The sequence below is a fragment of the Actinomadura sp. K4S16 genome (genome assembly GCF_008327685.1).
In the GTDB taxonomy this organism is placed as follows: Bacteria; Actinomycetota; Actinomycetes; order Streptosporangiales; family Streptosporangiaceae; genus Spirillospora.
This window is the reverse complement of the sequence record NZ_BDDE01000012.1, coordinates 407321-419881: the sequence shown is the minus strand read 5'-3', so window position 1 is coordinate 419881 and position 12561 is coordinate 407321. Positions and strand designations below refer to the sequence as shown.

11 protein-coding genes are annotated in these 12561 nt (G+C 72.5%); 2 read left to right on the top strand and 9 right to left on the bottom strand.

Annotated elements, in window-relative coordinates; all coding sequences use genetic code 11:
* Window positions 1-111 precede the first annotated feature (111 nt).
* The gene (locus tag K4S16_RS13270; protein WP_149259201.1) at window positions 112-1722 is read right to left on the bottom strand and encodes a serine/threonine-protein kinase; all 1611 of its coding nucleotides are present in this window, start codon (window positions 1720-1722) and stop codon (window positions 112-114) included.
* A gap of 444 nt (window positions 1723-2166) precedes the next feature.
* On the opposite strand from K4S16_RS13270, the gene K4S16_RS13265 reads away from it, so the two are divergent.
* Window positions 2167-2760, top strand: coding sequence for a hypothetical protein (locus K4S16_RS13265; protein WP_149259200.1), 594 nt, complete (start codon window positions 2167-2169; stop codon window positions 2758-2760).
* Window positions 2761-2767: 7 nt separating this feature from the next.
* Here the strand turns inward: K4S16_RS13265 and K4S16_RS13260 are convergent, their stop codons facing one another.
* The 6 genes from K4S16_RS13260 to K4S16_RS13235 form a co-directional block, all read right to left on the bottom strand.
* Window positions 2768-4723, bottom strand: a complete 1956-nt coding sequence (locus tag K4S16_RS13260; protein ID WP_149259199.1) for an acetoacetate--CoA ligase — start codon at window positions 4721-4723, stop codon at window positions 2768-2770.
* A gap of 293 nt (window positions 4724-5016) precedes the next feature.
* Window positions 5017-5331 (bottom strand): hypothetical protein, encoded by a 315-nt coding sequence (locus K4S16_RS13255; RefSeq protein ID WP_149259198.1) that lies wholly within the window; start codon window positions 5329-5331, stop codon window positions 5017-5019.
* Window positions 5332-5443: 112 nt separating this feature from the next.
* On the bottom strand, window positions 5444-6154 hold the full coding sequence (locus K4S16_RS13250) for an HAD family hydrolase (protein WP_149259197.1): 711 nt from the start codon (window positions 6152-6154) through the stop codon (window positions 5444-5446).
* A gap of 113 nt (window positions 6155-6267) precedes the next feature.
* Window positions 6268-7896, bottom strand: coding sequence for an L-glutamate gamma-semialdehyde dehydrogenase (gene pruA / locus K4S16_RS13245; RefSeq protein ID WP_149259196.1), 1629 nt, complete (start codon window positions 7894-7896; stop codon window positions 6268-6270).
* A gap of 67 nt (window positions 7897-7963) precedes the next feature.
* Entirely contained in the window at window positions 7964-8473 is a 510-nt protein-coding gene (locus K4S16_RS13240) for a DUF6912 family protein (protein WP_149259566.1), read from the bottom strand.
* Between the two features lie 25 nt (window positions 8474-8498).
* Window positions 8499-9134 (bottom strand): HAD family phosphatase, encoded by a 636-nt coding sequence (locus tag K4S16_RS13235; RefSeq protein ID WP_235036768.1) that lies wholly within the window; start codon window positions 9132-9134, stop codon window positions 8499-8501.
* Window positions 9135-9195: 61 nt separating this feature from the next.
* Between K4S16_RS13235 and K4S16_RS13230 the strand changes: the two genes are divergently transcribed.
* Window positions 9196-10392, top strand: a complete 1197-nt coding sequence (locus K4S16_RS13230) for an acyl-CoA dehydrogenase family protein (protein WP_149259194.1) — start codon at window positions 9196-9198, stop codon at window positions 10390-10392.
* A 278-nt stretch (window positions 10393-10670) separates the two neighbouring features.
* Here the strand turns inward: K4S16_RS13230 and K4S16_RS13225 are convergent, their stop codons facing one another.
* Both K4S16_RS13225 and K4S16_RS13220 read right to left on the bottom strand, forming a co-directional pair.
* Window positions 10671-11567, bottom strand: coding sequence for an N-acetylmuramic acid 6-phosphate etherase (locus K4S16_RS13225; protein WP_149259193.1), 897 nt, complete (start codon window positions 11565-11567; stop codon window positions 10671-10673).
* On the bottom strand, window positions 11564-12544 hold the full coding sequence (locus K4S16_RS13220) for a MurR/RpiR family transcriptional regulator (protein ID WP_235036767.1): 981 nt from the start codon (window positions 12542-12544) through the stop codon (window positions 11564-11566). The genes K4S16_RS13225 and K4S16_RS13220 overlap by 4 nt, the downstream gene beginning before the upstream one ends.
* Between the last annotated feature and the right edge of the window lie 17 nt (window positions 12545-12561).

The following is a 12561-nucleotide window of genomic DNA, read 5'->3' as shown; positions in this document are numbered from 1 at the left end:
ATCGCCGCAAAGCCGACCTGGTCCCGTGCATGGCCGACGTGGCCTATCCCACCCTGTCAGGGTGCCCGAAGCGACTCGGGCCGATCATGTGATTCGGTGCCGGAGGGAGCGTCAGCCCGCGGCCTGGCCGGTGGTGCCCGCGCCGCTGCCGGTACCGGTGCCGCCGCCCCCGGGGTCGGTGCCGCCGCCTCCGGGGTCGGTGGGAGTGTCGGTCGGCGTCTCGGTGGGGCCGGTGGACGGGTCGGTCGGGTCGGTGGGCGTGTCGGTCGGCGGCGTCGTGGTCGGCGAGTCGGACGGGGTCGGGGTGCCGCTCCGGGTCGGGCTGCCGGTGGGGGTGGGGTCGCCGGTGGGCGTCGGGTCGTAGGACGTCGGCGGCCCCTCCTGCACGGGCTGCCGGCTGGTGGGCGCCTCCGTGGTCGGCACGACGTCGCTCGACGTGGGCGGCCCGCTCGGGTCGCTGACCTTGCGGCCCGCCTTGCCGCCGCCGTCGGAGCCGAGCAGCAGGACGGAGGAGACGACGATGACCGCGACGAGCAGCGCGGCGGCCCCGGCGAGCGCCGCGGAGCGCCCCGAACCGGTGAGCGAGCGCCGCAGCCCGCCGCCCTTCCCGCCGGCGGCGTCGCCGGGCAGGGTCTCGTCGGCGGCCCACGCGGCGGGGGCGAGCAGCGGCTCGGCCTCCCGCGCCGCGTCTCCGCCGGCGCCCGGCGCCCCGAACGCGGCGTCGTCGAAGGAGTCGTCGAAGTCCGGGGTCCGGTCGAACACCGGGTCGTCGTCGAACACCGGGGTGTCGGCGAACACGGGGTCGGGCTCGAACACCTCGTCCTCGTCGCCGCCCTCCGCCGCCAGGACGGACCCGGCGGCCAGCATCGCGGTCTCGTCGGTGTCGCCGGAGGGGCGGGCGGCGGGACGCGCCGCCTCCTCGTGCCCGAGCAGCCGCATCAGCACCTGCCGGGCGCCCGGACGCCGGGACGGGTCCTTCTCCAGGCAGTCGAGCACCAGGTCGCGCAGCGGCCCGTCCAGGCCGCCGAGCTCGGGCTCCTCGTGCAGGATCCGGTTGATCACGGCGGGGATGGTGTCCTGCCCGAACGGCGGCGCCCCGGTGGCGGCGAAGGCCAGCGTGGCCGCCCAGCAGAACACGTCCGCGGGCGTCCCGACCTCGTCGCCGCTGATCTGCTCGGGCGCCATGTAGGACGGGGTGCCGATGACCCGGCTGGTGAGGGTGGTGCCGCCGCTGAGCGCGCGGGCGACGCCGAAGTCGATGACGCGCGGGCCGTCCGGGCCGATCAGCACGTTGTGCGGCTTGAAGTCGCGGTGGACGATGTTCGCCTGGTGGATCGCGGCGAGTGCGGTCGCGGTGCCGACGGCGAGCCGGTCGAGCCCGGCGCCGTGGAGCGGACCGTCGGCCAGGACCTGCTGGTTCAGCGACGGGCCCGGCACGTACTCGCTGACGATGTAGGGGCGGTCACCGGTCGCGTCGGCGTCGATCACCTGCGCCGTGCAGAACGGCGCCACCTGCTTGGCGACCTCCAGCTCGCGCAGGAACCGGGCGAGCGCCTTGTCGTCGGACGTCAGTTCGGCGTGCAGCAGCTTGATCGCGACCTGCCGGCCGTCCTCGGCCACGCCGAGGAACACCGTGCCCTGGCCGCCCTCGCCCACTCGGCCGATCAGGGCGTACGTCCCCAGCCGGTCCGGGTCTCCGGACCGCAGCGCCCCAACCTCCATGCGTGGAACCGTCCCTCTCCTTGATCGACAGATCGAGCGAGCCCCGACCCGGATCACCCCTCCGACTGTGTGACGCGCGAGACACGAGGCAAGTTCACCCGATCCCGCGACCATTCGGAGCGAACTGGTCCATCGCCCCCGGTGGCCAGCTTTGGGTCGGCTACCACCCTAATGGCGTCACATCCACCTGTGCCCAGGACGCGCCAGATGTCACTCCGGAAGCCCGACTCACCATGGGTAGCCGAGGGACTACAGCCGTCGTGTCACTGCGGAAGCTCGTGCCACTACAGAAAGCAGCGTCACTATCGATAGCAGCGTCTCTCCGGAAGGAAGTGTCACTCCGGAGCGGTGTCGTTACAGAGCAGTGTCGTCGTTGCAGAGCAGTGTCGCACCGGCGGCGGAGGCGCACAGCGGAAACGGCGCCACGCGCGGGACACTGGGCGCATGGCGACACTCGACGGCCGCCGCGTCCGCACGCGCGCCGAACTCATGGACGAGCACGGGCTCGGCCGCAGCACCCTGGAGAAGTGGTACCGCGAGCGCGCCGCCAACGGCCATCCCGAGGCGGTGGGGACGGTCGGTTCCCAGCTCGCGTGGGACGCCGACGAGTGGGACCGCTGGTACGAGGCGCACCGCTCCCGGGACGTCCCGGCCGGCCTCGCCACCCGCGACGAGCTGGCGGCGCGCCACGGCCTCAGCCGCCACCGCCTCAAGCAGCTCTGGGCGGACCGCGCGTCCAACGGCCACCCCGAACCGGCGCACCGCGCCGGCAAGGCCCTGTACTGGGACGAGGCCGCCTGGACCGCCTGGTACCGCGCCCTCGTCGAGCGCCCGGCCGAGGAGGGGCCCGACGACCTCGTCACCCTGGCGGAGGCCGCCCGCATCCTCGGCCTGGCGCAGACGAGCGTCACCGTCTACGCCAGGCGCCCGCCCGCCGGCTGGCCGGAGCCCGCCAGGGTGGAGCCGCTGGGAGGAGGCCGCGTCCGCCGGCTCTACCGGCGGCGCGACGTCCTCGCCTACGCCGCGGCCAAGGGGTGAAGCCGGGCTACGGGGTGAAGTGGGTCAGGACCTCGGGGTTCGCCATGGAGTCGCGGTTGGCGGCCTTGTCGACCGGGGTCCCCTGGAGGATCTTGCGGACGGGGACCTCCAGCTTCTTGCCGGACAGCGTGCGCGGGATGCCGGGCACGGCGGTGATCTCGTCCGGGACGTGCCGGGGCGACAGCGCGGACCGGATCCGCCTGCGCAGCTCCGCCACCAGCTCGTCGGTGAGCGAGGCGCCCTCCGCGAGCTGGACGTACAGCAGCAGCCGGCCCTCCTGGCCGAGGCGCCCGGTGTCGATGACGAGGCTGTCGGTGATCTCGTCGAACGCCTCGACGACGCGGTAGAAGTCGGACGTGCCCATGCGGACGCCGCCGCGGTTGAGCGTGGAGTCGGACCGCCCGTAGATCACGCAGCCGCCGTCCGGCAGGACCTTGATCCAGTCGCCGTGCCGCCACACGCCCGGGAACATGTCGAAGTAGGAGCCGCGGTAGCGCTCGCCGTCCTCGTCGTTCCAGAAGAAGACGGGCATGGACGGCATGGGCTCGGTGATGACCAGCTCGCCCACCTCGTCGACCACCGGCTTGCCGTCCTCGGTGTAGGCCTCCACCTTGGCGCCGAGGCCGCGGCACTGGATGACGCCGGCGCGCAGCGGCAGGAGCGGCGACGGGCCGACGAAGCCGGTGCACAGGTCGGTTCCGCCGGAGAAGGAGCCGAGCAGCAGGTCGCTGCCGACCGCCTCGTACACCCAGGCGAAGCCCTCGGGCGGGAGCGGCGACCCGGTGGAGCCGATGCCGCGCAGCCGGGACAGGTCGAGCTCCTCGCCGGGGCGGCGGCCCTCCTTCGCCGACGCCGTGATGTAGGGCGCGCCGACCCCCATGTAGGTGACGCCGGTGTCCGCGGCGAGCGTCCAGAGGTCGAGGGGGGCGCCGTCGTACATGACGATGGTGGACCCCACCAGCAGGCCGCCGATGAGGTAGTTCCACATCATCCAGCCGGTGGTGGTGTACCAGAAGAACACGTCCTCGGGGCCGAGGTCCTGGTGGAAGGAGAGCGCCTTGAGGTGCTCCAGCACCACGCCGCCGTGGCCGTGGACGATCGGCTTCGGCAGCCCGGTCGTCCCGGAGGAGTAGACGACCCACAGCGGATGGTCGAACGGGACGTCCTCGAACTCCAGGGTGTCGTGGCCCGCCCGGGGCAGGTCGCCGTAGTGCATGCCGACGCGCAGGCCCTCGGGGGTGGCGGCCGGGTCCAGGTACGGGACGAGGACGGTGGCGGCCAGGCTCGGCAGCGCGGCCTCGATCTCGCCGACGACCTCCCGCCGGTCGAACCGCTTGCCGTTGTAGGCGTAGCCGTCCACGGCGATCAGGACCTTGGGCTCGATCTGCGCGAACCGGTCGATCACCGAGGAGGACCCGAAGTCGGGCGAGCACGACGACCACACCGCCCCGAGCGACGCCGTGGCCAGGAAGCAGATCAGCGCCTCGGGGATGTTCGGGATGTAGGCGGCGACCCGGTCGCCCTTGCCCACGCCCAGCCCGGCCAGGCCCGCGCGCACCTCCGCGACGTGCAGTGCCAGCTCGCGGTACGACAGCACCCGGTGCCCGCCCGCCTCCGAGCGGAAGACGACCGCCGTCTCGTCGGGCGACCCCTCGGCCCGGCGCAGGGCGTTCGCCGCGTAGTTGAGGGTCGCGCCGGGAAACCACTTCAGCCCGTCGACCGGCATGGGGCCGCCCGTCCGGACCGGGCCGTCGCCGCGCTCGCCGACGACCTGGAAGTACGACCAGATCGCGTCCCAGAACGCGTCGACCTCCGTGACCGACCAGCGCCAGAGCTCGTCGTAGGACTCCGCGAGGACGCCCCGGTCCCCAAGCCAGTGGGCGAACCGCGTCACCCGCGCGTTCGCGACCACCTCCTCCGACGGCTCCCACAGCGCCGAACCCTCGGATACCTCCCGGGCCATACCTCTCCCTCCCCGCCGCGCCACGCTGCGCGACCGTCCCAATATCGGCCCCGCCCGGCACACCGTGCAACTTGCCCGCCGTGCCCGCCGTCAAGCCCGGCAACCCCTCCTATCGCAGGTCAAAACGCATCTTCGGGCAACCCCGCACTCCCACACAGAAAACGCCCCGCACATCCTCCGCTCCCACACACCCCGGAGAACGGGCAGGTCGAACGGGGCACACCGCCATGCGCGGCGGTATGTAGGACCGCGGGATGGACGCGCCCTCGCAGCGCCGTTCCACGGGGAGGGGATCAGCCCCTCAGGAAGCGGCAGTTCTCACCGCTGACCCACAGGGACCCCTCGGCCGCGCCGGTCGGGCAGCGGTAGGTGTCGTTGCTGCGGCGGTCGACGATGGTGACGTCCGAGACCGGACCCCACTGGCCGGGGTTGCAGTTCCGTCCCTGGACCTGGGGGATCCGCGGCTCCACCTGCTCGCACACGGAGATCTCTCCGGCGCGTTCGGCGCCGGCCTGGACGGGGTCGGCCGGGGGCGTGGTCAGGATGAGCGCGGAGGCGCCGAGGACCGCGGCGAGGACGGTGGACACGGCGAGCGCACGGCATGTCACGATAATCACTCCTCGTTGTCAAGTGATTACCCGAAGTTATCGACGGCGTGCCCGTCGTGCTGCCCTCCCGAGGTGACATCTTCGTCCCGTCCGGGGGTCTTCTCGCGGCGCCTCACATCCGGGTCAGCTCGGCGACCGCGCTCACCACCGCGTTCGTGTCGGCGAGCGTCGCCAGGACCCGGTCCGCGCCGGCGGAGCGCAGCTCGGCCTCGGTGGCGCTGCCGGTGGCGACGGCGATGACCGGCGAGCGGGCGATGTGCGCGGCCTGGACGTCGCGGGGCGAGTCGGCGATGTAGACGGTCGCGGACTCGGGGTAGCGGGCGCCGTGCCGCTCCCCGGCGCGGGTGCGGGCGAGCTCCAGGAGGGCGGCCTTGCTGTAGACGCCGTTCTCGTAGCCGCCGGCTTCGAGGTCGAGGCGGCCGGCGAGGCCCAGCTCGGTCACCTTGAGCACGGCGTTCGGCTGGAGCGATCCGGTCAGCACCGACTGGACGACGCCGGGCACGTGCGCGAGCGCCTCGACGGCCTCGCGGGCGCCGGCGAGGACGCGGCCGTGCGCGCGCAGGTCGGCGCGGCGGCTCGCGAACGCCTCGGCCAGCGCGTCGAAGAAGGCGGGGAGGTGGTCGTCGGTGGTGACGACGTCGTTGAACGCGAGGGTCTCGAAGATGATCTCGGATTCGGTGCGGCCGGGCGTGGGCGCAAGGCGCAGCAGCGGCCGCCCGATGATCCGTTGGAACGCCTCGGCATAGGCGTCCCGGGTGATCCGTCCGACGTCGACCAGGGTGTGGTCGATGTTCCACAGCACGAGACGGTTCAGCGTCGACATCCCGTTCCCATGACGGCTCCAGGGGGTGTGCACAGACGCCGCCCCTCGGACGGCGAGGCGAGCCTATCGTCAAGCCTCTCACCGCTTCGACCGGTCGTGAAGGGGCGGGGAGCTCAGCCCATGTGGGGGTAGCGGTGGTCGGTGGGCGGGACGAAGGTCTCCTTGATGGAGCGGGCGCTCGTCCAGCGGGTGAGGTTGAAGATCGAGCCGGCCTTGTCGTTGGTGCCGGACGCGCGGGCGCCGCCGAACGGCTGCTGCCCGACGATCGAGCCGGTCGGCTTGTCGTTGATGTAGAAGTTCCCGGCGGCGAAGCGGAGGCGCTCGGTGGCCTCGGCGACGGCGGCGCGGTCGTCGGCGACGACGGCGCCGGTCAGGCCGTAGTCCGAGACGCCCTCCATCTGGGTGAGGACGCTGTCGTAGTCGACGTCGTCGTAGACGTGGACGCCGAGGATCGGACCGAAGTACTCGGTGGTGAAGATCTCGTCGGTGGGGTCGGACGACTCCAGGACGGTGGGGCGCACGAAGTAGCCGCGCGAGTCGTCCGTCTCGCCGCCGGCGAGTATCCGCATGGTGTCGATCCCGCGGGCGCGCTCGATGGCGCGGCGGTGCTTGGCGAAGGCGCGGTCGTCGATCACGGCGCCCATGAAGGCGGACAGGTCGTCGGCGACGTCGCCCATGGTGAGGGCGTCGACCTCGGCGCAGAAGTCGTCGCGCATGCCGTCCCAGATGGAGCGCGGGATGTAGGCGCGGGACGCGGCGGAGCACTTCTGGCCCTGGTACTCGAAGGCGCCGCGGACGAGCGCCGTCTTCAGCACGGCGGGGTCGGCGGACGGGTGCGCGACGACGAAGTCCTTGCCGCCGGTCTCGCCGACGATCCGGGGGTAGCCGCGGTAGCCGGCGATGTTCTCGCCGACCGTCCGCCACAGCTGCTGGAAGGTGGCGACCGAGCCGGTGAAGTGCAGGCCGGCGAGCTCGGGGTGGCGCAGCGCCACCGCGGAGACGGCGCGGCCGTGCCCGGTGACCATGTTGATCACGCCGGGCGGGAGGCCGGCGGCCTCCAGCAGGCGCATCGTGTGGTGGGCGGCGAGCTGCTGCGTCGGGGACGGCTTCCACACCACGACGTTGCCCATGATGGCGGGCGCGGTCGGGAGGTTTCCGGCGATCGCCGTGAAGTTGAACGGGGTGATCGCGAGGACGAAGCCCTCCAGCGGCCGGTACTCCAGCCTGTTCCACACCCCCGGCGACGACAGCGGCTGCTGCTCGTGGACCTGCTGGGCGTACCGGACGTTGAACCGCCAGAAGTCGATCAGCTCGCAGGCGGCGTCGATCTCGGCCTGCTGCACCGACTTGGACTGGCCGAGGATCGTCGCGGCGTTCAGCGTGGCCCGCCACGGCCCGGCGAGCAGCTCGGCGGCGCGCAGGAAGATCGCGGCGCGGTCGTCGAAGGACATGGCCCGCCAGGCGGGCGCCGCCTCCCGCGCGGCGGCGATGGCCTCGGTGACGTCCGCCTCGGTGGCCTCGCCCATCCGGCCGAGGACGTGCCCGTGGTCGTGCGGCTCCACGACGTCGACGGGGGTGCCCGCCCCCATCCGCCGCTCGTCCCCGATCGCCATGGTCAGCTCGGTCTGCGCGCCGCCCAGCTCCTTGATCCTGGCTTCCAGCGCGGCCCGCTCGGGGCTTCCCGGCGCGTACGTCCTGACCGGTTCGTTCATCGGAACCGGCACGGTGGTGACGGCGTCCATCTGACGTCTCCCTGCGATCCGACGGCATAGTCCGACGTGCCGAGGGACCTACCCCGCGCCGGGGCCGCTAGTCGAGCAGGTGGGCGAGTTCCTGGGTGGCGTACCAGAGGAGCTCGTGGCCCTCGGCGCCGTCCACGGTGAAGCGGGCGTCGTCGTCGCCGGCGTCGGCGGCCGCGAGGGCCTGCACGGCGGCGGCGATGTCGGGGACGGCGTCCGGGTCGTCCACGTGGCCGGAGGCGATCCGCTTCCACGGGACGGGGGCGGCGAGCTCGACGAGGGCCCGCTCCCCGTTGCCGAGGGCCGCGTCGCCGCGCGCCCAGGCGACCTGGTCGTCGGGGACCTCGGCGGCGAGCACGACGCGGCGGCGCGGGGCGGACGGGTCGGCGGCGAGCAGGCGCAGCGAGGCGCGGGCGGCGGCGGACATCGCCGCGTACTCCAGCTCCTCCAGGTCGCCGCCCGCGTACCACTCGCGCAGCGCGGGCGTGACCGCGTGGGCGGCGAGCGGCGCGGGGCCGATCTCCCGGGCGGTGTGGACGCCGGCGAGCAGCGTGAGCGTGGACGGCAGGTAGACGCGCATGACGGTCAGCAAGTCTGCCAGACGGTCAGGGCAGCAGGTCCATTCCGCGCAGTTCGGCGATCGTGGTGTCGGGGGCGGTGTGCAGGATGCCGCGGATGCCGAGCGACTCGGCGGCGCGGACGTTGTGCTCGATGTCGTCGATGAAGACGCACTCGGCGGCGGCCAGGCCGAGCAGGTCCAGGGCGTGCCGGAAGATCCGCTCGTCGGGCTTGCGCATCCCGACCTCGCAGGAGATGACGACCGCGTCGAAGAGCTCGGCGAACAGGTCGCGGGGGTACTCGTTGCCCCAGGAGTTCGACAGCAGGGCGGTGCGGGCGCCGGTGGAGCGGACCGCGCGCAGCGCGTCGTACATGGGCTCGACCGGGGCGAACGCGCCGAACATGCGGGTGATGAGCCCGGCGGCCTCCACCGGGTCGCCGTCGACGGTGAGCAGCTCGGCCGCGAGGAGCCGCTCGAACTCGGCGGTGGGCAGGGAGCCGTCCTCCAGGCCGTGGATGGGGTTCGTCCCGGCACCGTCGTAGGCCTGCTTCACCCAGGCGCGCATGACGGTCTTGTAGCGCTCGACGTCGATGCGGTCTGCGGCGAGCCAGACCTGGATTGCGTCGGCCAAGGGGGAGGTGAGTACGCCGCCCCAGTCGATGATCACAGCTTTGACGCTCACGCGCCGATGGTAGGCGATCCCCGGCGAATCGACCGAATCCCGTTCTGTCAGAATGCCGCCCATGGACTTCGAACTCAGCCCGAAGGCACGCGACTACCGGGACCGCCTCCAGGAGTTCATGGACGCGCACGTGTACCCGGCCGAGCCCGTCTACGCCGCCTGGCGGGCGGAGAACGACCCGCACGCGCTGCCGCCGGTCGTCGAGGAGCTGAAGGCCGAGGCGCGCCGGCGCGGCCTGTGGAACCTGTTCCTGCCGGACGTGTCCGGGCTGTCGAACCTGGAGTACGCGACGCTCGCCGAGCTGACCGGGCGCTCGCCGGACCTCGCCCCGGAGGCGGTCAACTGCGCGGCGCCCGACACGGGGAACATGGAAGTCCTGCACATGTTCGGGACGGACGAGCAGAAGGAGCGCTGGCTCAGGCCGCTGCTGGACGGGGAGATCCGCAGCGCGTTCGCGATGACCGAGCCCGAGGTCGCCTCCTCCGACGCCACCAACATCACCACCTCGATCGTCCGGGACGGCGACGAGTACGTGGTCAACGGCCGCAAGTGGTTCATCACCGGCGCCGCCGACGAGCGCTGCAAGATCTTCATCGTGATGGGCAAGACCGACCCGGAGGGGCCGGCGCACCGGCGGCAGTCGCAGGTGCTCGTGCCGCGCGACACCCCGGGCGTGACGGTCGTCCGGCACCTGCCCGTGTTCGGCTACCAGGACCAGCACGGCCACTCGGAGATCCTCTTCGAGGACGTCCGGGTGCCCGCGTCCAACCTCCTCGCGGCCGAGGGCGACGGGTTCATGATCGCGCAGGCCCGGCTCGGGCCCGGCCGCATCCACCACTGCATGCGGGCGCTCGGCATGGCGGAGCGGGCGCTGGAGCTCATGTGCCGCCGCGCCCTCTCCCGCGAGGCGTTCGGCGGGCCGCTGGCCAGGCAGGGCGTCGTCCGGGAGCAGATCGCCGAGTCGCGGATGGCGATCGAGCAGGCCCGGCTGCTGACCCTCAAGACCGCCTGGCTGATCGACCGGCACGGCGCCAAGGGCGCACGGACGGAGATCGCCGCGATCAAGGTGGTCGTGCCCCGCATCACGCACGAGGTGCTCGACCGGGCGATCCAGGTGCACGGCGCCGCCGGCGTCTCCGACGACACCCCGCTGGCCGCGATGTACTCCTGGGTCCGCGCCATGCGCATCTTCGACGGCCCCGACGAGGTCCACGTCCGCACCGTCGCCCGCCAGGAACTACGCCGCCACGAAACCTGACCCGACCGCCGCAGTGCCCGCCGCCGGCGGGCACTGCGCACAACCCCGGCAGCCCACCTCCTTCACCGACTCGTGTCCCGACCACATCAGCCATCCGCCGCAACCCCGCGACGACCCCAACGGTTGCGATCGCGTCCGAAGGCAGGTTCGAGCGGAGCGAGAACCTGATCGCGCAGCGAGCCGCCAAGGCGAGACGGAGCGATGCAGCGATCGCCCCGCGTTTCCCGACGATGGAGGGCCGCCAGGCCCGAAGGAGGAGGGGGATGCAGTAGGCACTGCTACGCCGATCTAAGCCTCTGCAGGGCTTCGCGGACGCCGCCGTCTGTTTCCTCCAGGACCATCGTGGCGCGGGACGCGGGGACCTCGCCTAGCAGGGAGACCAGCGCGACGCGGGTGTTGCCGCCCGCTTCGGACAGCGCGTTCTCGCAGGTGCGGGCGTCCATCCCGGTCGCCTCGGTGAGGATGCGCACCAGCCGGGCCCGCAGCTTGGCGTTCAGCGCGTTCACGCTGACCATCAGGTTGGAGTAGGTGCGCCCCATCCTGATCATCAGGGTGGTGGAGAAGGAGTTGAGCACCAGCTTGGTCGCGGTGCCCGCCTTCATCCGGGTGGACCCGCTGATCACCTCGGGTCCGGTGGCGAGCCCGATGTGCACCTCCACCTCGGCCCCGTACGGCGTGTGCGGGTTGCAGCTGATCAGCGCGGTGCGCGCCCCGACCGCGGCGGCGGCGCGCAGCGCCCCCACCACGTACGGGGTGCGGCCGCTCGCCGCGATGCCGATCGCGACGTCGCCCGGCGCGACGTCGCGGGCGTCCCGGCGGCCGAGCTCGACGTCGTCCTCCACGTCGGAGACGGCCTGCGACAGCGCGCCGGGGCCGCCGGCGTGGTGCGCCACGACCCGGCCCCAGATGCCGAACGTCGGGGGGAGTTCGGCGGCGTCGAGCACCGCGAGCCGGCCGGAGGTCCCGGCGCCGAAGTAGTGCACGCGGCCGCCCGCGCGCAGCGACTCCACGGCGAGGTCGACCAGCCGGGCGACCTCGGGCAGGACGGAGGCGACGACCCTCGGCACGGTCGCGTCCTCAGAGTTGATCAGGCGTAGCACCTCCATGGTCGGCAGCGTGTCGACGTCGAGGGTCCGGGGGTTCCGTCCCTCCGTGGGGAGCTCGCAATCGATCACCGACGCCTCCGGTCGGGTCGCACGGTCCGTCCGCGGACCGCCTCGTACGTGGCTTCGAGGGCCTTGCGGGTAGACCCGTAGGTGCGCTGCGCAACTCCGACGAAGAGACAGTCCACCACCGTGAGCTGCGCCAGCCGGCTGGCGGTGGCGCCCGAGCGGAACGTCGTCTCCCGCGCGGCGGTCGTCAGGATCAGGTCCGCGACCTCCGCGATGGGGGATTTCGGGAAGTTGGTGAGCGCGACGGTCTTGGCGCCCCTGGTCTTGGCGACCTCCAGCGCGTCGATGGTCTCCACGGTGGCGCCGGTGTGCGAGATGCCGATCGCCACGTCGCCGGCGTTCAGCACGGCGGCGCTGGTCAGCATGATGTGGGCGTCCGCCCAGGCGGAGCAGACCCGGCCGATGCGGTGCAGTTTCTGCTGGAAGTCGGCCGCGACGAACGCGCTCGCGCCGACGCCGTAGACGTCGACCCGGTCGGCGGCGACGACCGCGTCCACGACCTGCTCCAGCATCTTGATGTCGAGCTGGGCGGCGGTCTCCTCGACGGCCCGCGCGTCGGCGAAGGTGACCTTCTCCACGATCTGCTCTAGCGAGTCGTCTGGGCTGATGTCGCTGCCGATGACCCGGCCGCCGGTGGCGCTCTGGGCCCGTCCCGCCTCGGTGGCGAGGGTCAGCCGCAGCTCTGGGTAACCATGGAACCCGATCGCCCTGCAGAACCTGATGACGGTCGTCTCGGAGGTGCCGCAGTTCTGGGCGAGCTCGGTGATGGTCGAGTTGGCGACCCCTTCGGGGTCGTCGATGACGCGTTGAGCGACTCTTCGCTCGGCGGGGGGCAGCGAGGGAAGCAGCGAACGGACCCGCACCACGGTGCTCAGCGGCGTGGCGTCCTTGTCCTTGCCCGCCGCGTCGTCCCGTGGCGCAGCGGGCTCCCCCGTGATCCCCCGCTCGGGGCCCCGACCGGGGCCGATGGGTTTCCTCATGGAGGAAATTTTCTTAC

Excerpts from the sequence above, each read along its gene's own strand:
- pruA (WP_149259196.1), bottom strand. The coding sequence starts at position 7,896 with ATGGACGCCGTCACCACCGTGCCGGTTCCGATGAACGAACCGGTCAGG.
- K4S16_RS13265 (WP_149259200.1), top strand. The coding sequence starts at position 2,167 with ATGGCGACACTCGACGGCCGCCGCGTCCGCACGCGCGCCGAACTCATG.
- K4S16_RS13270 (WP_149259201.1), bottom strand. The coding sequence starts at position 1,722 with ATGGAGGTTGGGGCGCTGCGGTCCGGAGACCCGGACCGGCTGGGGACG.
- K4S16_RS13220 (WP_235036767.1), bottom strand. The coding sequence starts at position 12,544 with ATGAGGAAACCCATCGGCCCCGGTCGGGGCCCCGAGCGGGGGATCACG.
- K4S16_RS13230 (WP_149259194.1), top strand. The coding sequence starts at position 9,196 with ATGGACTTCGAACTCAGCCCGAAGGCACGCGACTACCGGGACCGCCTC.
- K4S16_RS13250 (WP_149259197.1), bottom strand. The coding sequence starts at position 6,154 with ATGTCGACGCTGAACCGTCTCGTGCTGTGGAACATCGACCACACCCTG.
- K4S16_RS13240 (WP_149259566.1), bottom strand. The coding sequence starts at position 8,473 with ATGCGCGTCTACCTGCCGTCCACGCTCACGCTGCTCGCCGGCGTCCAC.
- K4S16_RS13260 (WP_149259199.1), bottom strand. The coding sequence starts at position 4,723 with ATGGCCCGGGAGGTATCCGAGGGTTCGGCGCTGTGGGAGCCGTCGGAG.